Below are 21,057 nucleotides of genomic sequence, written 5' to 3'. Positions count from 1 at the left end.
CCCAGGCCCCCGCTTCGGCCCTGAACGGGCCTCGTCCTCAAACGCCGGACGGGCTGAGTTGGTCAGTCTGTCCGGCGCTTTGCATGTTCCGCACCCGGCGCAGCGTCGCCGTCGCCAGCACCGCCGCCCCCACCAGCACCGCCGCCCCCGCGATCGCCGCCCCCTGCATGCCGCCGGCGAACGCCGCCCGCGCTGCCGCGGCCAGTCCCGGGACCTGATCGGCGATCGCCAGCGCTCCGCCCAGCGTCTCGCGGGCGGCGTCCGGTGCCGAGGCCGGGATCTCATGGCGGTAGATCGCCGTACCGATCGATCCGAGCACCGCCATGCCGAGGGCGCCGCCGAACTCCCCGCTGGTCTCCATGAGGGAGGAAGCGGAGCCCGCCCGCTCCACCGGGACGCTGCCCAGGGCGAGGTCCATGATCTGGGACATGACCATCACCAGCCCGGAGGCGAGCACTCCGCACGCGAGCAGCACCAGCCCCAGCGCGTCCGTGCCGGCGAAGGCCAGCAGCGCGTAACCGCTCGCCGCGATCGCGAACCCCGCGGTGACGACGTAGGCGCGGTCCATCCCCTTCTGGACGAGCCGGGTCGCCAGCGGTGCCGCGATGCCGATGGGCAGCGACGGCAGCAGGGCCCACAGCGCTGCCTCCAGCGCGCTCTTGTCGAGCACCGACTGCAGGTACTGCGTGGTGAAGTACGTCGAGCCCATCACCCCGAAGGTCGCGACCAGGTTGAGGGCGACGGCGGGGCTGAAGCCGCGGCCCCGGAACAGGGCCGGGGAGATCATCGGGGACGTCGCCGTGCGCTGGCGCTGCACGAACAGCGTCGCGAAGAGCAGGCCGACGGTGATCGAGACGACGTAGCCGACGTTCCAGCCGTTCGACGGGATCTCCTTCAGGCCGTAGATGACGGGCAGGACCGCCGCCATCGACAGCGGCACGCTCAGCCAGTCGAAGCGGCCGGGGGCCGGGTCCTTCGACTCGGGGAGCAGGACCGGGCCGAGGAGCAGCAGCAGAGCCATCGCGGGCAGGTTGACCAGGAAGACCGAGCCCCACCAGAAGAACTCCACGAGCACCCCGCTCAGCACCGAGCCGAGTGCGACGCCCGCCGTCATCACGCCGGACCACGTCGCGATCGCCTTCGCCCGCTGGGCGGGGTCGGTGAAGAGCGTGCGGACCAGGGCCAGCGTCGACGGCATCAGGGTCGCGCCGCCGATGCCGAGGACGGCGCGGGCCGCGATCAGCGTCTCGGCGCTGTTCGCGTACGCCGCCACCAGTGAGGCGGCGCCGAACGCGGCGGCGCCGATCAGCAGCAGCCTGCGGCGGCCGATGCGGTCGCCGAGCGAGCCCATCGTCATCAGCAGGCCGGCCAGGACGAAGGCGTAGATGTCGAAGATCCACAGCAGCTGGGTGCCGGTGGGCTCCAGGTCCGCGCTGATCGCCGGGATCGCGAAGTACAGCACCGAGACGTCCATCGAGACCAGCAGCAGCGGCAGCATCAGCACGCCGAGCGCGGTCCATTCGCGGCGTCCGGCGCGCGTGTTCGTCGGGTTCGTCGTCATGGCGGCGACTGTACGGACGTCTTAAACGGTTGTCTAGTACGTCTGTATAGGACGCCTGTATATGAGTCGCGCTACGATGGCGCCATGGGACACCGTGAGGACCTCCTGGAAGGCGCCAAGCGCTGCCTGCTGGAGAAGGGCTTCGTGCGCACCACCGCGCGCGACATCGTCAAGGAGTCGGGGACCAACCTCGCCTCCATCGGCTACCACTACGGCTCCAAGGACGCCCTCCTCGCCCAGGCGTACGTCGCGCTGGTGGAGGGGATGGGGGACGAGTTCGAGGGCGGCGAGGGGCAGATCACCGGTGCACCCGGCTCCCTGGAGCGGTTCGGCCAGGTCTGGTCGAACATCATCGGCACCATGCGGGAGCCCGGCTCGATGTGGCGGCTCAGCATGGAGATCGTCGTCATGGGCGACCAGCTGCCCGAGGTGCGCGAACACCTCGCGCGGGCGCAGCGGGAGGCCGGGCGCGGCCTCATCCCGCTGCTCATGGGCGGACGCGAGGAGGACGTACCGGACGAGGCCGTGGACACCCTCGGCAAGTTCTACGTCACGCTGATGACCGGCCTCATCGCCCAGTGGACCTTCGATCCCAAGACCGCGCCGACCGGCCAGGAGCTCACCGAAGGCCTGCGGCAGGTGGTCGCCGAGGCTACGCGGCGGCGCTGATCCGCCGCGGGGCCCGGACGACCAGGGCCAGCAGGGCGGCCACCAGGCAGATGGCGCTCAGCCCCATCCACACCACGTCGTACGAGCCGAACAGGTCGCGGGCGGTGGCGCCGAGGAAGGCCGAGACGCCCGCGCCCAACTGGTGGGCGGAGTTGGCCCAGCCGAACACGATGGGCCCGTCGTCGCCGTACGCCCGCTGGCACAGGGCGATGACCGGGGGCACCGTCGCCACGTCGACGAGGCCGTAGACGACGGCGAAGACGACCATGGTCGGGCGTACCGTCGAGGCGAACAGCAGGGGCAGTGCGAGCAGGGTGAGCGCGCGGACGGTGAAGTAGACGGTCAGCAGCCGACGCGGATCGAAGCGGTCGGTGAGCCAGCCGGACGCGACCGCGCCCAGCGCGGAGAAGATCCCGATCAGCGACAGCAGCGAGGCCGCGACGGTCGCGTGCATGCCGTGGTCGTGGGCGGCGGGCACCCAGTTGCTCCACATGATGCCGTTGGTGGAGGCGCCGCAGATGACGAACATCCCGGCCAGCAGCCAGAACGTGCCGGTGCGGGCGGCGGTGAACAGGACCTTCACGGTGCGCCGGGCGGCCCCTTCGGCGGGCGCGGGCTTGGGCACGAACCGCTCGCCCCCGTACGGCTTGGCGCCGATGTCGGCCGGGTGGTCGCGCAGGAACAGCCACACCAGGGCGGCCACCGTCAGCGCCGCAAGCGCCAGCGTCACCACCGGCGGCCGCCACCCGTTGCGGTCCACCGCCCAGGCGAGCAGCGGCAGGAAGAGCAACTGGCCCAGGTGGCTGGACGCGCTCAGCGCGCCGGTGACCAGGCCGCGCCGCCGCTCGAACCACCGGCCGGTGATCTGGGCCGCGAAGGTCATGGTGAGGCAGCCGCTGCCGAGCCCGATCAACACGCCCCAGTACGCGACCAGTTGCCAGGAGGTGGCCATCCACTGGGTGAGCAGGGCGCCGGCCGCGATGAGCAGCATGGCGCCCGCCGCCACCCGGCGGATGCCGGCGCGGTCCATCAGCGCCGCCGCGAAGGGGGCGGTGACGCCGAAGAGCACCATGTTGACCGAGGCGGCCAGCGCGATCTCGCCGCGGTCCCACGCGTACTGCTCGTGCAGCGGGGTGACCAGCAGGCCCGGCACGGTCGTGAAGGCACCGGCGGTCACGATGGCGGCGCCCGCGATGACGGCCATGACCCAGGCGCGGAGCGAACCGGAGCGTGGAGCGGGCGGTTGGGCGGACGTGGGGGAGGGCGTCTGTGTGTGCTGAGCCATGGTTCCACCCTGCCGACGTACATGGCCCGGAACGAGTGTCTCGATGGCCGGGATGCGCAAGGATGTGGCCATGGCTGTCAGGACTGTCTTCTCCCACCCCACGCGCCATCACATCGCCGTGCTGGTCCGCCAGATGACGCTCCCGATCGAGCTGGGCATCGTCCACCAGCTGTTCGGCCAGGCCCGCGAGGGCGCGTCGGCGGACGGAGAGCCGCTGTACGAGGTCGTCACCTGCGCCCTGCGCGCGGGCGAGGTCGCGACGGACGGGGACTTCACCGTCCGGGTCGGGCACGGGCCCGAGGCGCTGGCGGAGGCCGACACGGTGATCGTGCTGTCCTCGTACGACGACTACGAGCAGGAGACGCCCGAGCTCTCGGGGCCGCTCGCCGACGCCCTCGCCCGCGTCCGTCCGGGCACGCGCGTGGCCTCGATCTGCACGGGTGCCTTCGTGCTCGCCTCGGCCGGACTGCTCGACGGGCGGACTGCGACCACGCACTGGCGGTACGCCGAGCGGTTCGCGCGGCTGTTCCCACAGGTCGACGTGGACGCGAACGTGCTCTACACCGACGGCGAGGACGTCCTCACCTCGGCGGGCTGCGCCTCCGGGATCGACCTGTGCCTGCACATGATCCGGCGCGACTTCGGCATGGCCGTCGCCAATGACGTCGCCCGGCGCACCGTCGTGCCGCCGCACCGGGAGGGCGGCCAGGTGCAGTACGTACGCCGCCCGGTACCGGAACCGGCCTCGCCGTCCACGGCGGCCGCCCGCGGCTGGGCGCTGCGGCGGCTGCACGAACCCGTCACCCTGGGGCAGATGGCGGCCCAGGAGGCCATGAGCGTACGGAACTTCACCCGGCGCTTCCGCGAGGAGGTCGGTACGACACCGATGAACTGGCTGATCCAGCAGCGCGTCGAGCGCGCCCGGGAGCTGCTGGAGGAGTCCGACCTGCCGGTGGACCAGGTGGCCGCACAGGTGGGTCTCGGCACGGCCGCCAATCTGCGCCAGCACTTCCACGCCGCGGTGGGCACCTCGCCGAGCGCCTACCGGGCGACGTTCCGGGGGACCGGGGCCGTGGCATGACGGAGCGCGGGGCGGCCACAACGGCCGCCCCGCGCGGGCAAGTCGGAACGTCAGCCGGTGAACTCCCGGTTGCCGAGGTGCTGGGGCCGCGGCTTGGGCGCCGCGAAGGGCTCCCCGAGGGTGTTCTCCACGCTGTTGTAGACGATGAAGATGTTCGAGCGCGGGAACGGCGTGATGTTGCCGTTGGAGCCGTGCAGCAGGTTCGAGTCGAACATCACCGCCGAGCCGGCCGGACCGGTGATCTGGTCGATGCCGTGCCGCTCGGCCATCCGCGTCAGCTGTTCCTGGCCGGGCGAGCCCACCGTGATGCGGTGCACCCGCAGCGACTCCTTGTGGAAGTCCTGCGGCGTCTCACCGACCGACGGAACGAACGTCTTGTGGGTGCCCGGCATGACCAGCAGCGGGCCGTTGAAGGGGTGGTTCTCGCTCAACGCGACGGAGACGCTGAACGCGCGCGGCCGGGACATGCCGTCCTCCGCGTGCCAGGTCTCGAAGTCCGAGTGCCAGTCGAACTCGGCACCGCCGAAGCCGGGCTTGTAGTTGACCCGGCTCTGGTGGACGTACACCTCCGAGCCCAGCACCTGCCGGGCGATGTCGGTGAGTCGCGACGAGAACAGCAGCCGGGCGAAGACCTCGCTGACCTTCTCCACCTCGAACACCGAGCGGATCCGGTCGGAGTCGGGCTCCAGCACCACGCGCTCACTCGACCGCAGCTCCGGGTCCCGCCCCAGGCGCAGCAGCTCGGCGCGGTAGGTCTCCACCTCGTCGGCGGTGAGCAGGTTGTCGAGGACGAGGTAGCCGCGGGACTCGTAGTGGTCGAGCTGCTCCTGGCCGAGCGGGCCGGGGGCGTCGCCCCAGACGACCGGGTCGACCCGCGGCTGGGGGACGGCCTCGCCGGTGACGCGGGTGGGGTACAGGTCGGGGCGCAGGGTGGTGGTCATCGGGCGGTCTCCTTCGTGGTGGAGGTCGGGGTCGTGGTGTCGGCCGTCGTCGGGGCCAGCGGGCCGACGCGCTGGAGGATCTCGTCGTGATGGCCCTCGCCCAGCCACTCGCCGGGGAAGAGGACCCGCTCGGTGACCGGCGCGGCGCGCCTGCGGGCGTACTGCTTGATCACCATGAGGATGGACCGGTTCTCGGCCGAGACGCTGGCCTCGACGAAGCGCGCGCCACGGGACCGCTGCCGTTCGGCCGCGGCGTCGAAGAGCTTCACGCCGAGGAACGGGATGCCGTGCCGCGGGCTGACGGCGGTCTGCCACACGAAGTACGTCTCCGGCTCGTCCGGGCGGCGGTAGCCGGTGAGGAAGCCGACGATCTCGTCGTCGACGGTGGCCACCAGGGAGCAGTCGGCGAAGTCCCGGAACCACAGGACGTACGCGTACGGGCTGTTGGAGTCCAGGCCGGGGGTGTTCTCCACCAGCTCCCACACCGCGAAGCCGTCGTCCGGCGTCGGCGTGCGGAACACCGCCTGCTTGCGGGCCGGGGCCGGTGCGTTCTGCCGCAGCTGCGCCGGCATGTCAGGCCGCCTCGGCGTCGGTGAGGAGGGGTACGTGCCGTTCTCGTCGTGGTCCTCCCGGCCGGTGACCGGCGGATTGAACACGCAGATGTAGCGGGAGTCGGTCTTCGGCCGCAGCGTGTGCCGCTCGTGGCCGTCGAGGAGGTACATCGTGCCGGGGGTGATCCAGTGCTTCTCGCCGGTCTCCTCGTTGGTCAGCTCCGACTCGCCCTCGACGCAGAGGACGGCCTCGATGTGGTTGGCGTACCACATCGACGTCTCGGTGCCGGCGTAGACGGTGGTCTCGTGCAGGGAGAAACCGACCTTCTCGCCGGCCAGGACGATCCGCTTGCTCTCCCAGGTGCCGGACGCGGCCTTCACATGCCGGTCGGTGCCTTCGATGTCCTTGAACGAACGGACGATCATGGTGCTCCTTCTTCGATCGGGCGGTTGCGCTTTCGGTCGGGCGGTCGGGCGGTCGGCCCCTTGGCTCAGGCGGTTTCGCGGACCGCGCGGGCGAGGACGCGCAGGCCCTCGTCGAGCTCGTCGGGCGTGATGGTCAGCGCGGGGAGGATCTTGACGACGTCGCCCTGCGCTCCGGAGGTCTCGACGAGCAGGCCGAGGTCGAACGCGCGCCCGGCGACCCGGGCGGCCCGCGACGGGTCGCCGAACTCGACGCCCCACACCAGGCCCCGCCCCCGGAACGCGGCCACCTCCGACGGGTGCGCGTCGTACAGCGCGCGCAACTCCTGTTCGATCTGCTCGCCGCGCGCGAGGGTCTGCTTCTCCATCACGCCGCCCTCGGCCCAGTACGCGCCCAGGGCGGCGGTGGCGGTGACGAAGGCGGGGTTGTTGCCGCGGAAGGTGCCGTTGTGCTCGCCCGGCTCCCACAGGTCCAGCTCGCGCTTGAACAGGCAGAGCGACATGGGCAGTCCGTAGCCGCTGATGGACTTGGAGACGGTGACGATGTCGGGGACGATGCCTGCTTCCTCGAAGGAGAAGAAGGCGCCGGTGCGGCCGCAGCCCATCTGGATGTCGTCGACGATGAGCAGCATGTCCTGGCGCTCGCACAGCTCGGCGAGCGCGCGCAGCCATTCGGGTCGGGCGACGTTGATGCCGCCCTCGCCCTGGACAGTTTCGACGATCACGGCGGCGGGTTTGTTGAGGCCGGAGCCCTGGTCCTCCAGGAGTCGCTCGAACCACAGGAAGTCGGGGACCTTGCCGTCGAGGTAGTGGTCGAAGGGCATGGGCGTGCCGTGGACGAGGGGGATGCCGGCGCCGGCGCGTTTGAAGGCGTTGCCGGTCACGGCGAGGGAGCCCAGGGACATACCGTGGAAGGCGTTGGTGAACGACACGATGGCCTCGCGGCCCTTCACCTTCCGCGCCAGCTTCAGCGCGGACTCCACGGCGTTGGTGCCGGTCGGCCCCGGGAACATGACCTTGTAGGGCAGCTCCCGCGGGCCGAGGATCGTCTCCCCGAACGTTTCCAGGAAGGCGCGCTTTGCGGTCGTGGCCATGTCCAGGCCCTGGGTGAGGCCGTCGCACTCCAGGTAGTCCAGCAGGGCCCGTTTGAGGACCGGGTTGTTGTGGCCGTAGTTCAGTGACCCGGCGCCGGCGAAGAAGTCGAGATAGGCGTGGCCGTCCTCGTCCCAGACCCGGCTGCCGCGCGCATGGGCGAAGACGGTGGGCCAGCCCCGGCAGTAGCTGCGCACCTCCGACTCCAGGGCCGTGAAGACGCTCAGGTCGGGCTGCATGATGGTCATGCCGGTACCTGGTTTCGCAGCGTCGTCAGGACGAAGTCGGTGAAGGTGTCCACGGTGACGAAGTCGTCCGCGTCCAGCTCCTCCGGATCGACGACCAGGCCGATGGAGTTCTCCAGGGCCATGAGCATCTCCAGCATGGTCGTCGAGTCCAGGTGCAGGTCGTCGAAGAGCCGGATGTCGCCGCGCAGTCCGGTGACCGGCCGCTCCAGCGCGTCGGTGAGAGCGGCCTCCAGGGCGATCACGACGTTCTGACGGTCCATGACATTCCTCCAGGGTTTCTCGGTGGGGTGCTCGGTGTCGGTTGTCCGGTCCGGCTACTGCGCGGCGAGCGGCTGCGGGGCGGCGGCCCGCTCCACCAGGGCGGCCAGCGCGCGCCGGTCGACCTTGCCGTTGCCGTTGGTGGGCAGGGCGTCGAGACGGACGCAGCGCCTGGGGATCTTGAACGGCTCGATGTGCTCCCGCATCCCCTCGCGGACGTCGTCGGCGCTCATCTCGCCGGCGTCCGGGTCGGTGACCACGGCGAGGACCGCACCGCGCCCTTCGGTCGGCGGGAGTACGGCGGCGGAGGCCAACCCCGGCACGCGGTGCGCGGCGGCCTCGACCTCGGTGGCGCTGATCCGGAAACCGCGCTCCTTGTAGAGGTCGTCACGGCGTCCCGAGAAGTAGAGGAAGCCCTGATCGTCCAGCCGGCCGTAGTCGCCGGTGCGCAGTTCGGGGAAGAGGCCCTCCGCGCGGGGGAAGCGCTCGGCGTTGAGTTCCGGGCGGCGCCAGTACCCGGCCATGACGTGCGGGCCGCGCACCACGATCTGCCCGATCTCGCCGGGCGGCAGCCGCTCGCCGTCGTCGCCGATCACATGGATCTCGGTGCCGGGCAGCGCCAGCCCGCAGGACCCGGGATGTTCCAGGTCGCCGTCCGGCGGCATGATCGCGGCGCGCTTGCATTCGGTGAGGCCGTACATCACCTGGATGCGCAGCCCAGGCAGGGCCTGACGCAGGGCGCTCATGGTGCTCTCCGGGAGGGCGGCGCCGGTGTTGGTGAGCAGCCGGAGGCGCCCCAGGGTCCCTTTGCCGCGGCGGGTCAGCCAGGCCAGCCGGTCGGCGACCGAGGGGACGCCGGGCAGGACGGTGGCGCCGGTCTGCTCAAGGTTGCGCAGCAGGGGCGGGCCGGCCTCCGCCGCGGTGCCCAGGTGGAGCCGGGCACCGCTCAGGGCCGCCAGATACAGCTGGTAGAGGCCGTAGTCGAAGGAGAGCGGCAGCGGGCAGTAGACGACGTCGTCGGAGCGGTAGTTCAGGCAGGCCTGGATGGCGGTGGCCGCGAACAGGACCTGCTGGTGTGTGGACACCACCGCCTTGGGCAGTGCCGTCGTCCCCGAGGTGTAGATGAGGCACACCGGATCGACCGCGAGGGTGCCGGGATCCCGGAACGGGGCGGCGGTGGGGTCCTCGCCGTCGAGGGCGTCCCGGACGAGTTCCGTGAGGGCCAGGAAGGGTACGTGGTGCTCCGCCGCGGTGCGGCCGGCGCCGGGGTCGTCGCAGATCATGACGACGGGTTCGCTGTCGCGCAGGACATGCTCCAGGGCGCCGTGGCGCACGTCCTCGTGCAGGACGCTGAAAGCACAGCCGAGCCGGGAGGCCGCGTACACGACGAGGGCGGTGCCGAGCCCGTCCGACGCGCTCACCAGGACACGGTCACCGCGGCGGGCGCCCCGCTCGTGCAGCCGCCCAGCCAGTCGGACGCTGGCCCGGGCGAGCTCCAGGTAGGTGACGCGGGCGCCGGTGGTGCTCAGGGCGACCGCATGCGGGAAGCGGTCGGCGGCCCGGTCGAGGAGGTCGTGCAGCAGGCGGGGGGACGGGGGCTCGGTGGCGCCGGTCCGTATCGGGTCGGGCCGCAGGGCGTCGGGACGAGTGGAGTCGGTCCGTGCGGAGTCGGTCGGTGGCGGGTCGAGCTGAACGGACGTCATCAAGCCTCCTTCAGGGCGGTGGACTTCGTGGCGGGCGCGAGGCCCGGCTTCCTCGCTCCGGCCTTGCGCAGGGGGATCACCGTCGTCGCGGCGGCCGTGCACACCAGCACCGGCGTGCCGAGGACCTCGACGGTGCTGACGCCCTTCTCGGGGCGGGCCTCGATGACCTTGTGCGCCTCCAGTTCGACCATGCGGCGCAGCCGGGTACTGCGGACCAGCCGCGCCCGCGCCTCGATGTAGTCGCCGGGCCGCACCGGGGCGAGGAAGCGGATGCCGGTGTATTCGGCGAGCAGCCCCTCGTCCCCGTCCGTCCGGGCGGTGATCTCGGTGACCAGGTCGCCGAAGAGCCGCAGGACATGGGCGCCGTCCACCAGGCCGCCGCCGTAGTGGGCGTCCTCCTGGCCGATGCGGACGCGGAGGAAGGCGGATGCCTCGGGCTCGTCGTGGGTGTCCGCCACGGGCATGGCGACACTCTCCTTTCCGAACGTGTTTCCGAACGTGCTGACATGACTCGGCGGTGCCGGGGCGGACGTGCCGAGCGCCACGGCCGCGACCACGTTCTGCTTGTGCGTGATGGACAGGGCGATCGCGGGCGGGCCCAGCCCTGCGGCGCGCCCCCTCAGCCGGACCAACGGCGCGCCGTCGTCGTCCTGGTCCACGCAGATGTCGCGCGGCGGGACGCCGTGCAGGAACCCGGTGCCGAGCACCTTCAGCACGGCCTCCTTGGCGGCGAACCGCCCGGCCAGGAACTCCAGCCGGCGCTCCGCCCCCAGTCGGTCGGCGCGTCTCAACTCCTCGGCGGCGTAGCCGAAGCGCAGGAACCAGGGCCAGCCGATCAGCCGGCGCAGTTCGTCCCGGTCCAGCACGTCGACGCCGATCCGGACCACCGGCACGGGGTCACCGCTCACGGCGTCGCGGCCCGGTCGGCGGCGCTGCCGAAGTCGACGAGGCGCTGCTTGGCCAGCAGGTCCTCGGTGGTGTCCCGTTCCCGGACCAGCCGGGCCCGGCCGCGATGGACCATCACCTCGGCGGGGAACCCGTGGCTGAGGAAGAGGCCGGGTGAGGCGGTCGGCCCGTAGGCTCCCGAACGCGCCACGCCCAGCAGATCTCCCGGCCGGACCTCGGGCAGCGCCACCCGCTTGGCGATGACGTCGTTCGGGGTGCACAGCGGCCCGGTGAGTGTGTACGGGCGTACGGTCGGCTCCGCCGGGCGGTCGAGGTGGGCCACGGGGAAGTTGCGTCGGACGAAGCTGCCGATGCCGACCGCGGCCATGTGGTGGTTGGTGCCGCCGTCGGCGACGACGAACCACTCGCCCATGGACTGCTTCACATAGCGGGCGCGGACGACGTACGTCCCTGCCGTGGCGGTCAGGAAGCGGCCCAGCTCCATGATCAGCCGGCACTTCGGGTGCCGTGCGGAGAAGGCGCCGACCGTGTCCCGGATCCCCGCCCCGAGGGCGTCGAGATCGAGGTCCTCCTCGTTGTCGAAGTACGCCACCCCCAGCCCGCCACCGAAGTCCACGGTCTCCAGCGGGACTCCGAGGTGGCCGGCCAGGTCCTCGGCCAGGGACAGGATCTCGGCGGTGTTGTGCACGACGTCGCCGTGGTGGAGGAACCGCGTGCCCATGTAGGCGTGCACGCCCAGGACCCGCAGGTGCGACAGGCGCGCCAGCGTTTCCTTGGCCCCGCGCACCGCGTCCTCGTCGATGCCGAACTGGCGGGGCTTGCCGCCCATGGCGAGCCCCGAGCCCTGGGTACCGAACGACGGATTGACGCGGAGCAGCACCGGACACGGTTCGCTCGTCCCGCGCCGCGCCACCAGCGCGTCCAGCCGCCGCAGTTCCTCCAGGGACTCGCAGACCACGGCATGGATGCCGGCGTCGACGCAGGCGGCCAGTTCGTGCGGGTCCTTGCCGGGCCCGAGGAAGATGATGTCCCGCGGGGCCACCCCGGCGCGCAGGGCGGTGACGAGCTCGGCGTAGGAGGAGACCTCGGCGCCGGCTCCCTGCGCGCCGAGGAAGGCGCACACGCTGATGTTCGGGTTGGCCTTGAGCGAGTAGAAGACGTCCACCGTCTCGGGCAGCAGCTCACGGAGCCGGCGGTAGGTGTCGCGGAGGACGTCGGTGTCGTAGACGAACAGGGGGGTGCCGAACTCCTCGGCGAGGGCGGTCATGGTCAGGCCCTGGATCCGGGCTGCTCCGGCGCTCATATGGGGTGCCTTTCTGCCACGCTGGTGCGGGTACGCATGCCGATGACCGCCGGTTACTGCCAGCCGGGCTCCTCGGACGTCTGCTGGATTTCGGGAGTGCGGGGCCGGGCGGATATCTGTGCCTGGACGCCGGCGGAAATCACGGAAAGAGCATGACTGCGCATTGCTTTGTTTCCCCCTCGGGCAGTGGAACTCATTTCCTGTTGAACAGGATTCTTGACGGGCTCGGCCGCGCTGGGAAGGGGATTCCCGTGGACACAACCGTCCCTGGCCCGTTCAGGCCTCGGGGCTCGTGAAGGGACTCCCGAAGGGGCTCATGGAGGGTCCGTCCAGATCATCTGGGGAAGAAGCAACGGCACCTCCGCACGCCGCAACCGGCATGCCCCGAGCTGCGGATACCGGTCCACGGTGCGCCGCCACAGCCGGTCAGCCGCCGCTTCGGCGGCCGCCAGGTCGGGGCACCGCAAAAACAGGCCGACGACCGGGCACGGCCTGGCGGCCGCATGGACGGTGATGTGCTCCAACGCCTCCGCGCGAGTGGCACAGGAACTGATCAGAAACGCGATGTCGGCCGGCAGCGGACTACCGGCCGGAGGTGGTTCGAAGGTGAGATGCACCAGAAACATGAAATCGACCATGCCGTGTTCGGCGCATTCTCACTATGCGTCATCGCTGGACGGTTCCGGCCACGGCCCGAACCGTCCAGAAAATGCCGCCGAATTTCCGCGTATCGGCCCGGCCGGCAGTAACCGGCGAGGCGTGTCGATTTCCGGAAATCAGTCGCTGACGAGCCCTCTTCGGGCGGCGTGCACGCCCGCCTGGAAGCGGCTGCGCGCGTCCAGGTGGGTCATCAGGCCGGTGGAGATGCGCCGCGCCGTACGGGGTGAGACGCCGAGCCGTTTCGCGATGGTCTCGTCGGTGGCTCCCTGGGCCAGCAGTCGCAGGGCCTCACGCTGCTGCGGGGTGAGGTCGTCGGAGGAGGACGGCGGCGTACCGGCGCCGAGCGGCCGCGCCGTCTGCCAGACGGTCTCGAACAACGAGCACAGCGTGGCCAGCACCCCGGGCGTACGCAGCACGACGGCACCTTGTGCCGTCTCGTCACTGTCCGTGGCGATGACCGCGACCCGGCGGTCGGCGATGATCATCCGGTTGGGCAGGGTGGGCACCGTGCGCACCTGCACACCGACCGAGGTGAGCCACTCGGCGTGGGCGACGGTGGCCGGGTCGTTGCGGATGCTGTCCAGATACGTCGTCCGCACGCTGACGCCCCGGCCGAGCAGATGTTCGGTCAACGGACGGGAACTGCGCATGTTGTCCGGGGTCTGCGGCCCGCCCGGGGCGAACGCCATGAGCTCCGACTCGACGGTCCGGTTCATCTCCGCCAGATGGTCGCGGATGTCGTCGAGCCCCTTGAGGTGCTCCACCTCGTCACCGGGCGAGCCCGGATCCCGGCCCGCGGACTCCGACAGCAGCCGGACCGCCGCGGCTCGGCTCTCCTCCAACCGCTGCTGCTGTGCCGCGAGTTCGGCCTGCTGGCGGGCCAGCAGGATCTCGACGGCGACATGCGGCCCGACCACGTGCATGCGTTGTTCGTCCCCGCTCGCGGGGCGGATCAGGGCCATCTCGCTGAGCTGGTTGAGTGCGGCGCGTACGGCGTCCTCCGTCAGGTCCAGCCGTTCGCGCAGCTCCGCCGCTCCGTCCTCGGGGTGGGCGAGCATCCCCCGGTAGACGGCTTCGGTGACGATATCCAGGCCAAGAGCATTAAGCATGTCCTAACGCCCCCCGAGACACCACGCGGGTTCCTCCGTCTCGCCGTCCTCCGCTTGCACTGGTGTTTCTTCAGGCGCCTAACCGAACTCCACGCGCCCAAACGCCCCTGTTTCGGGGGCGCTTGGTCCCGGCCACACCCCGTCGGCACCGCTTCCCGGCACCGCGCGGTTTACAGCCGGGCCCCCTTCAGCGCCATGTGCAGCAGCAACCGGTCCTCCCCGTCGTCCAGGTCGAGGCCCGTCAGCTGTTCCACCCGGGACAGCCGGTAGTACAGCGTCTGCCGGTGGATGCCGAGTTCGGCGGCGGTGCGGGCGGCCTGGCCCGCACAGTCCAGGTAGACCTCGGCCGTGCGGGCCAGCTCGTGGTGGGCGGGGGAGAGCAGCGGGGCGATGACGGGGTCGTGGGCCGTCTCCGGGGGGAGGGCGGTCAGCAGGCGGTACGGGCCGATGCGGGACCACTCGGCGACCGGGCCGAGACGGGGTTCGGCCAGGGCCGCGCGGGCCGCGGCGGTCGCCTCCTGCCAGGCCGCGCCCAGGTCGGCGAGGCCGGTCAGCGGGTCGCCCACGCCGGCCCGGGCACCCCCCTTCAGCAGCCGGGCCGCCGCCGTCAGCGCCGGAGTGCGAACGTCCGTGGAGCGCAGCCGGACCAGCACCGCCAGGCTCTGGCCGGTCGTGCCCCACGGGATCGTGCACAGGGCCGTCGTGTGCGGTACCGCCCGCGCCGACGGGGCGTCCTCCGGGTCGGCGGACGGCCACGGGGCGACGCACACCACCGCGTGCGGGCCCTCGCCGCGCGGGCCGAGGGCCGTGCGCAGGGCGGCCACGGCCATGTCGCGCTGCCAGCCGCGCTCCGCCGTCAGCACCGCCCGGAACTCCCGGGTGAGGTCGGCGCCGGCCTGCGCCTCGTCGGCGAGCAGCGCGCCGATCCGGCCGGTCACCTCCATGGCGGCGGCCAGCTGGGCGTCCGTGGGCCCGGGCTCGCCGTCGAGCAGCCAGACGTAACCGAGGACGACCCCCCGGTGCCGTACCGGAAGACAGATTCGGCCCCGGTGCACCCCCGCGTCCGGGGTGCGCGGAATGCGTACCGGGCCGGTCGCCCGGGTGATGCCGAAGCCCTCGAACCAGGCGCGGACGGCGGCCGTGGAGCGGCGGGTCAGGATCGAGCGGGTGCGGACCGGGTCCAGGGCCGACGGATCGAGGTCGCCCTCGCTGTCGTAGGCGCCGAAGGCGATCAGCTCGAAGTCGCGGTTCTCCAGTGTCGCGGGGGCGCCCAGAAGCTCGGAGATCTCGTCGACCAGCTCCTGGTAGTCACCCCGGTAATCGGCCGTCACCCGGGCATTCTCTCCCATTTCCCGAAGACCACTCCCGGGGCCTTCATACATCTGTCTGAGATCTGCGGCACGGATGCGTGACAGCTGTCGATGGCCGACGATCGGAGGGATCCTTAGTTTTCACGGTGGTTCTCCGTGCCGTCCCCGAATCGTCGGGTAGCGGCCTTGTGTTGGTTGTGTTTCTGGAGGTGCCCCGTGCTGGGTCCCGTGATTCTCGCCGCGTCGCGCAGCGACCGGATGCGACGCCTGATTACGGCGGCCCCGGGGACGAAACAGGTCGTCGACCGCTTCATCCCGGGTGAGCGGGTCGACGACGTCGTCCCGATCATCGAGGGCCTCACCGGGCGCGGCCTGGAGCTGACGATGGACGTCGTCGGCGAGGACATCACCACCCGTGAGCAGGCCTTCGCCGCCCGGGACGCCTACCTGGAGCTGGTCGACCGGCTCAAGCCGCTGGAGCTGGGCGAGCGGGTCGAGATGTCGGTGAAGCTGTCGATGTTCGGCCAGGCGCTCGAGGGCGGCCACGAGCTGGCCCTCGCCAACGTCCGTCCGGTCGTCGAGGCCGCCGCCGAGATCGGTACGACGGTGACGCTGGACGCCGAGGACCACACCACCCTCGACTCGATGTTCGCCATCCACGAGGAGCTGCGCAAGGACGCCCCGCAGACCGGCTGCGTCATCCAGGCCTACCTCTTCCGCACCGAGGCCGACGCCCGCCGCCTCGCCGCGAACGGCAGCCGCGTCCGGCTGGTCAAGGGTGCGTACAAGGAGCCCGCCGAGGTCGCGTACCAGCAGAAGCACGAGATCGACAAGGCGTATGTGCGCGTCCTGCGCACGCTGATGGAGGGGGAGGGGTACCCGATGATCGGGTCCCACGACCCGCGCCTGATCTCCATCGCCCAGGAGCTCGCCCGGCGCGCCGGGCGCAAGCTGGACGAGTACGAGTTCCAGATGCTGTACGGCATCCGGAGCGAGGAGCACCTCCGGCTCGCCGCCGAAGGTCACCGCATGCGCGTCTACACCGCGTACGGCACCGACTGGTACGGCTACTTCATGCGCCGACTTGCGGAGAAGCCGGCGAACCTGCGCTTCTTCGCCCGGTCGATCATCACCAAGGGCTGAACCCGCACACACCGCTCACTAAGGAGTTACGGAACACATGGACGCTGTGACCCAGGTCCCCACCCCCGTCAACGAGCCGGTGCACGGCTACGCCCCCGGCTCGCCCGAGCGTGCCCGGCTGGAGGTCAAGCTCAAGGAGCTGGCCGAGAACCCCATCGACCTGCCCTGCACCATCGGCGGTGAGACGCGGATGGGCGGCGGCGAGGAGTTCCAGGTCGTGCAGCCGCACAACCACAAGGCCGTGCTCGGTACGTACCGCAACGCCACCCAGCAGGACGCGCAGGACGCCATCGACGCCGCCCTCGCCGCCGCGCCGGCCTGGCGTGCGATGTCCTTCGACGACCGCGCGGCGATCATCCTGCGCGCCGCCGAGCTGCTGGCCGGCCCGTGGCGCGAGACGCTGGCCGCCTCGACCATGCTCGGCCAGTCGAAGACCGCCCAGCAGGCGGAGATCGACACCCCGTGCGAGCTGATCGACTTCTGGCGCTTCAACGTCAAGTACGCCCGTGACCTGCTCGCCGAGCAGCCCCCGGCCAACTCCCCGGGCGTGTGGAACCGCCTCGACCACCGCCCGCTGGAGGGCTTCGTCTACGCGATCACGCCGTTCAACTTCACGGCCATCGCGGGCAACCTGCCCACCGCGCCCGCCCTCATGGGCAACGTCGTGGTGTGGAAGCCCAGCCCGACGCAGACCCACGCCGCCGTGCTGCTGATGCGGCTGCTGGAGGAGGCCGGTCTGCCCAAGGGTGTCATCAACCTCGTCACCGGCGACGGCATCGAGGTCTCCAAGGTCGCCCTGGTCCACCGCGACCTCGCCGGCATCCACTTCACAGGCTCGACCAGGACCTTCAAGTACCTGTGGAAGACGGTCGGCGCCAACATCGACAAGTACCGCTCCTACCCGCGCATCGTCGGCGAGACCGGCGGCAAGGACTTCCTGGTCGCCCACCCGTCGGCCGACCGTGCGGTGCTGAAGACCGCGCTGACCCGCGGTGCCTTCGAGTTCCAGGGCCAGAAGTGCTCCGCGACCTCCCGCGCCTACATCCCGGCGTCCATCTGGAACGACGGCTTCAAGGAGGAGTTCGCCGCCGAGGTCGACTACATCACCATGGGTGACGTCACCGACCTGTCGAACTTCATCGGCGCCGTGATCGACGAGCGCGCCTTCGCCAAGAACAAGGCCGCGATCGACCGTGCCAAGCAGGACCCGACCTGCACGATCGTCGCGGGCGGCTCCTACGACGACTCGGTCGGCTACTTCGTCCGTCCGACGGTCATCGAGTGCGAGGACCCGGAGAACGAGGTCTTCACCACCGAGTACTTCGGCCCGATCCTCGCCGTGCACGTCTACGAGGACGACAAGTACGAGGAGATGCTGACGCAGATGGAGTCGGTGTCGGACTACGCGCTGACCGGCTCGGTGATCTCCAACGACCGTGCGGCCGCGGCGTACACCGCCGAGAAGCTGCGCTACGCGGCCGGCAACTTCTACATCAACGACAAGTCGACCGGCGCCGTCGTCGGCCAGCAGCCCTTCGGCGGCGGCCGCGCGTCCGGCACCAACGACAAGGCGGGAGCCCCGCAGAACCTGATGCGCTGGACCCTGACCCGCGCGATCAAGGAGACGCTGGTCCCGCCGACCGACTACACCTACCCGCACATGGGCTGACGTTCCGTCACACCCCGGCCGGGCCAGGGCGCCTTCCCTCCGGGAGGCGCCCTGGCCCGTGCGCGTCCGGCCCGGGCAGACTGCCCCCATGATCTGGGCGGGAAGTGGGCGTGAGACGGAGTCCGTGACCGTGACGGCCGACGACGGGGTACGGCTGTGGGCCTCCCGGTCGGGCCGGGGCGCCGAGCCGCTGCTGCTGTGCCACGGCGGGCCGGGCCTGTGGGACATGTTCGAGGACGTCGCGGCGATGCTGGCCGACGTGGCCACGGTGATCCGCTGGGACCAGCGGGGCTGCGGCCGCTCCGAGCGGTGCGCGGGCCCCTGGACGACGGACCGCTTCGTGGCGGACCTGGACGCCGTCCGCCGCCACTTCGGCATGCGGCGCATGACCCTGCTCGGCCACTCCTGGGGCGCCCGGCTGGCGCTCGCCCACGCCCTCGCCCACCCCGGCCGCGTGAACGCGCTGGTCTACGTCGCCGGTGCGGGCATCGGCCCGGACGCCGCCTGGCACCCCGCCTACGAGCGGAACCTCCTCGCCCGGCTCGGCCGGAACCCCGAACACCTGGCCCGCTGGCGTGAGCTGGGGTCCCGCGCCCACCTGACCGAGGAGGAGGACCGCGAGCGGGCGGTACTCCAGTGGTCGGCGGAGTTCGCGGATCCCGAACGGGGCCTGGAACACGCCCGTCGCATGGCCGACCCGTGGTTCGGCATCAACGCCGAGTGCAACAAGTCCCTGAACGCCGAGGTCACACGCGCGGCCGACGTCCACCGGGCCTGCCGGGACCTCGACATCCCGACCGTCGTCATCGACGGCGCCCAGGACATCCGCCCCCGCTCCGCCGTGGACTCCCTTGAGCGGGCGCTACCCCGCGTCCGGCGCGTGACCCTCCCGGGCGCCGGTCACCTGCCCTGGGTCGAGGATCCACAGGGCTTTCGGCAGGCGGTACAGGACGCTTGGGCGTAGCGGGCTGCCCTCGGGCAGGGCCGGGTCGTCGAAGTCGTCGGTAGGAGGTGCGGTTCGCGCCGGGCGACCGGAATAAACCGGGGGATACGGGTCCATCGACCTCGCGATACTGACCCCATGGCCATCCGCACCGCCCACACCGCCGACCTCACGCCCGCCGACCTGCTCGCCGTCCGCGCCCTCCTCGACGCCGCCTTCGACGGCGACTTCGGTGACACGGACTGGGACCACACACTGGGCGGCATGCACGCCCTGGCCCACGACGAGCGGGGGCTCGTCGCGCACGGCGCGGTCGTGATGCGGCGGGTGCGGCACGGGCAGCGGTGGCTGCGGGTCGGATACGTCGAGGGGGTCGCCGTACGGCGTGACGCCCGGCGGCGGGGGCTCGGCGGCCAGGTCATGGCGGCCCTGGAACAGATCATCACCCGCGCCTACGACCTCGGTGCCCTCTCCGCGAGCGACGACGGCGCCCTGCTCTACACCGCGCGTGGCTGGCGGGCGTGGGGCGGGCGGATCTGCGCGCTCGGCCCGGACGGCGTCGTCCGGCTGCCCGACGAGGAGGGCTCCACCTACGTGTGGCCCGCACCCGCCGACCCAAAGGGCGAGCTGATCTTCGACTGGCGGGATGGAGATGTGCTCTGACCTGGCCCGTCTCAGATAGTAGGAAGTCCGAGTAATTGTGCAGACAGGCGCTCCGTCCTCGCTTAACTTTGTAGGAGCCGAACGTCTCGCTCGATCCAGCGAATGGCGGTCGTGAGCCGGGCCCCGTGCAGGCAACCCCTGCGGCACCGCTCCCCGCCCGGCGTCTCGAAACCCCCTGCCGTACTCCACGTTGTTGAAGGAGTCGATTTCCCATGGCCGAGACGACCGTCCGCCGCCGAGTCCGTCACATCTCCCGTGCGAGTGAGTCCGACCGCAAGAACGCCGCAGCCGCTCTCCAGCGCGCCCTCGACCGTCGCGACAACGGCGGCGAGACCGGCCACTGAGGCCGACCCTCGCGTGTCCGTATCGCGGACGTCCGATGTCATCACCTGGGACGAGGAGTAGGGTGCCCGGCATGTCTCGCAGCCTCAATCTCGCAGTGATCCCCGGTGACGGCATCGGCCAGGAGGTCGTGGCCGAAGGCCTGAAGGTCCTCTCCGCCGCCCTCCCGCAGGATGTGAAGCTGGAGACGAAGGAGTACGACTTCGGCGCCCGGCGCTACCACGCCACCGGTGAGACCCTCACCGACGCCGACCTCGACGCCCTGAAGAAGCACGACGCCATCCTGCTGGGCGCCATCGGCGACCCGAGCGTCCCCTCCGGCGTCCTGGAGCGCGGCTTCCTGCTCAAGCTCCGCTTCGCCTTCGACCACCACGTCAACCTGCGTCCGTCGAAGCTCCTTCCGGGTGTCGCCACCCCGCTCGCCGGCCAGCCGGAGATCGACTTCGTGGTCGTCCGCGAGGGCACCGAGGGCCCGTACACCGGGAACGGCGGCACCATCAGGAAGGGCACCGAGCACGAGGTCGCCACCGAGGTGTCCGTCAACACGGCGTACGGCGTCGAGCGCGTGGTCCGCGACGCCTTCGCCCGCGCGCAGGCCCGCCCGCGCAAGAAGATCGCGCTCATCCACAAGAACAACGTGCTGACCTTCGCGGGTCACCTGTGGACGAACGTCTTCAACAAGGTGGCCGAGGAGTACCCCGAGGTCACCACCGAGTACATGCACGTCGACGCGGCCACCATCTACCTGGTCACCCAGCCCGAGCGCTTCGACGTCATCGTCACCGACAACCTCTTCGGCGACATCATCACCGACCTCGCCGCGGCCGTCTCCGGCGGCATCGGCGTCGCCGCGAGCGGGAACATCAACCCGTCCGGCGAGTTCCCCTCGATGTTCGAGCCCGTGCACGGCTCGGCGCCCGACATCGCCGGTCAGGGCAAGGCCGATCCCAGCGCCACGGTCCTGTCCGTCGCCCTGCTGCTGCGCCACCTCGGCCACGAGGCCGAGGCGACCCGGATCGAGGAGGCCGTCGCCGCCGACCTCGCCGAGCGAGTCGGCAAGCCGGCCCGCAGCACCTCGGAGATCGGCGACGCGCTCGCCGTACGAGTAGCCGGCTGACCCGCCGCGCTCCTCGAAATCTGACAGATCATTTCGACAGCCGCCGGGTCGCAATCCGCACCCGGCGGCTTTTCACTGTC

Annotated in this window: 20 protein-coding genes and 1 pseudogene; 8 read left to right on the top strand and 13 right to left on the bottom strand. The window is 71.1% G+C overall.

The window, feature by feature from the left end:
- Positions 1-37: 37 nt before the first annotated feature.
- The gene (locus I2W78_RS10955) at positions 38-1,561 is read right to left on the bottom strand and encodes an MFS transporter (protein ID WP_196459048.1); all 1,524 of its coding nucleotides are present in this window, start codon (positions 1,559-1,561) and stop codon (positions 38-40) included.
- Between the two features lie 84 nt (positions 1,562-1,645).
- On the opposite strand from I2W78_RS10955, the gene I2W78_RS10950 reads away from it, so the two are divergent.
- On the top strand, positions 1,646-2,230 hold the full coding sequence (locus tag I2W78_RS10950) for a TetR/AcrR family transcriptional regulator (protein WP_196459046.1): 585 nt from the start codon (positions 1,646-1,648) through the stop codon (positions 2,228-2,230).
- On the opposite strand, the gene I2W78_RS10945 is transcribed toward I2W78_RS10950, so the two are convergent.
- On the bottom strand, positions 2,214-3,515 hold the full coding sequence (locus I2W78_RS10945) for an MFS transporter (protein ID WP_196459044.1): 1,302 nt from the start codon (positions 3,513-3,515) through the stop codon (positions 2,214-2,216). The genes I2W78_RS10950 and I2W78_RS10945 overlap by 17 nt on opposite strands.
- A 70-nt stretch (positions 3,516-3,585) precedes the next feature.
- Between I2W78_RS10945 and I2W78_RS10940 the strand changes: the two genes are divergently transcribed.
- Positions 3,586-4,596, top strand: a complete 1,011-nt coding sequence (locus tag I2W78_RS10940) for a GlxA family transcriptional regulator (protein WP_196459042.1) — start codon at positions 3,586-3,588, stop codon at positions 4,594-4,596.
- 50 nt (positions 4,597-4,646) lie between these two features.
- Here the strand turns inward: I2W78_RS10940 and thpD are convergent, their stop codons facing one another.
- From thpD to I2W78_RS10885, 11 genes and pseudogenes are all read right to left on the bottom strand, one after another.
- A complete protein-coding gene (gene thpD, locus I2W78_RS10935) occupies positions 4,647-5,537 on the bottom strand; it encodes an ectoine hydroxylase (protein WP_196459040.1) in 891 nt (296 codons plus the stop codon).
- On the bottom strand, positions 5,534-6,109 hold the full coding sequence (ectA, locus tag I2W78_RS10930; protein WP_196464503.1) for a diaminobutyrate acetyltransferase: 576 nt from the start codon (positions 6,107-6,109) through the stop codon (positions 5,534-5,536). The genes thpD and ectA overlap by 4 nt, the downstream gene beginning before the upstream one ends.
- Before the next feature lie 27 nt (positions 6,110-6,136).
- A pseudogene (locus I2W78_RS10925) lies at positions 6,137-6,514 on the bottom strand (ectoine synthase); the annotation flags it as partial.
- 65 nt (positions 6,515-6,579) lie between these two features.
- The gene (ectB, locus tag I2W78_RS10920; protein ID WP_196459039.1) at positions 6,580-7,851 is read right to left on the bottom strand and encodes a diaminobutyrate--2-oxoglutarate transaminase; all 1,272 of its coding nucleotides are present in this window, start codon (positions 7,849-7,851) and stop codon (positions 6,580-6,582) included.
- Complete coding sequence (locus tag I2W78_RS10915) at positions 7,848-8,111, bottom strand: phosphopantetheine-binding protein (RefSeq protein ID WP_196459038.1); 264 nt, start codon at positions 8,109-8,111, stop codon at positions 7,848-7,850. Before I2W78_RS10915 ends, ectB begins: the two co-directional genes overlap by 4 nt.
- Positions 8,112-8,165: 54 nt before the next feature.
- A complete protein-coding gene (locus tag I2W78_RS10910) occupies positions 8,166-9,812 on the bottom strand; it encodes a class I adenylate-forming enzyme family protein (protein ID WP_196459037.1) in 1,647 nt (548 codons plus the stop codon).
- Positions 9,812-10,720, bottom strand: coding sequence for a 4'-phosphopantetheinyl transferase superfamily protein (locus tag I2W78_RS10905; RefSeq protein WP_307783669.1), 909 nt, complete (start codon positions 10,718-10,720; stop codon positions 9,812-9,814). Before I2W78_RS10905 ends, I2W78_RS10910 begins: the two co-directional genes overlap by 1 nt.
- On the bottom strand, positions 10,717-12,021 hold the full coding sequence (locus tag I2W78_RS10900) for a type III PLP-dependent enzyme (RefSeq protein WP_230885404.1): 1,305 nt from the start codon (positions 12,019-12,021) through the stop codon (positions 10,717-10,719). Before I2W78_RS10900 ends, I2W78_RS10905 begins: the two co-directional genes overlap by 4 nt.
- A gap of 314 nt (positions 12,022-12,335) precedes the next feature.
- Positions 12,336-12,647 carry a hypothetical protein gene (locus I2W78_RS10895; protein ID WP_196459036.1) on the bottom strand — a complete coding sequence of 104 codons (312 nt, stop codon included), beginning with the start codon at positions 12,645-12,647 and terminating at the stop codon, positions 12,336-12,338.
- A 150-nt stretch (positions 12,648-12,797) separates the two neighbouring features.
- Positions 12,798-13,790, bottom strand: coding sequence for a LuxR C-terminal-related transcriptional regulator (locus I2W78_RS10890; RefSeq protein ID WP_196459035.1), 993 nt, complete (start codon positions 13,788-13,790; stop codon positions 12,798-12,800).
- Positions 13,791-13,960: 170 nt separating this feature from the next.
- On the bottom strand, positions 13,961-15,139 hold the full coding sequence (locus tag I2W78_RS10885; protein WP_196459034.1) for a PucR family transcriptional regulator: 1,179 nt from the start codon (positions 15,137-15,139) through the stop codon (positions 13,961-13,963).
- Positions 15,140-15,316: 177 nt separating this feature from the next.
- On the opposite strand from I2W78_RS10885, the gene I2W78_RS10880 reads away from it, so the two are divergent.
- The 6 genes from I2W78_RS10880 (at position 15,317) to I2W78_RS10860 (ending at position 20,977) form a co-directional block, all read left to right on the top strand.
- Complete coding sequence (locus tag I2W78_RS10880) at positions 15,317-16,243, top strand: proline dehydrogenase family protein (RefSeq protein ID WP_196459032.1); 927 nt, start codon at positions 15,317-15,319, stop codon at positions 16,241-16,243.
- A gap of 37 nt (positions 16,244-16,280) precedes the next feature.
- Positions 16,281-17,912, top strand: a complete 1,632-nt coding sequence (gene pruA / locus I2W78_RS10875; protein WP_196459030.1) for an L-glutamate gamma-semialdehyde dehydrogenase — start codon at positions 16,281-16,283, stop codon at positions 17,910-17,912.
- Between the two features lie 88 nt (positions 17,913-18,000).
- Entirely contained in the window at positions 18,001-18,876 is an 876-nt protein-coding gene (locus I2W78_RS10870; RefSeq protein ID WP_196459028.1) for an alpha/beta fold hydrolase, read from the top strand.
- 117 nt (positions 18,877-18,993) lie between these two features.
- Complete coding sequence (locus I2W78_RS10865) at positions 18,994-19,518, top strand: GNAT family N-acetyltransferase (RefSeq protein WP_196459026.1); 525 nt, start codon at positions 18,994-18,996, stop codon at positions 19,516-19,518.
- 212 nt (positions 19,519-19,730) lie between these two features.
- Complete coding sequence (locus tag I2W78_RS41105; RefSeq protein ID WP_269066437.1) at positions 19,731-19,862, top strand: hypothetical protein; 132 nt, start codon at positions 19,731-19,733, stop codon at positions 19,860-19,862.
- A 71-nt stretch (positions 19,863-19,933) separates the two neighbouring features.
- Entirely contained in the window at positions 19,934-20,977 is a 1,044-nt protein-coding gene (locus I2W78_RS10860; RefSeq protein ID WP_196459025.1) for a 3-isopropylmalate dehydrogenase, read from the top strand.
- Positions 20,978-21,057: the final 80 nt, after the last annotated feature.

This window comes from Streptomyces spinoverrucosus, assembly GCF_015712165.1.
GTDB lineage: Bacteria > Actinomycetota > Actinomycetes > Streptomycetales > Streptomycetaceae > Streptomyces > Streptomyces spinoverrucosus_A.
This window is presented reverse-complemented; position numbering and strand designations above follow the sequence as displayed.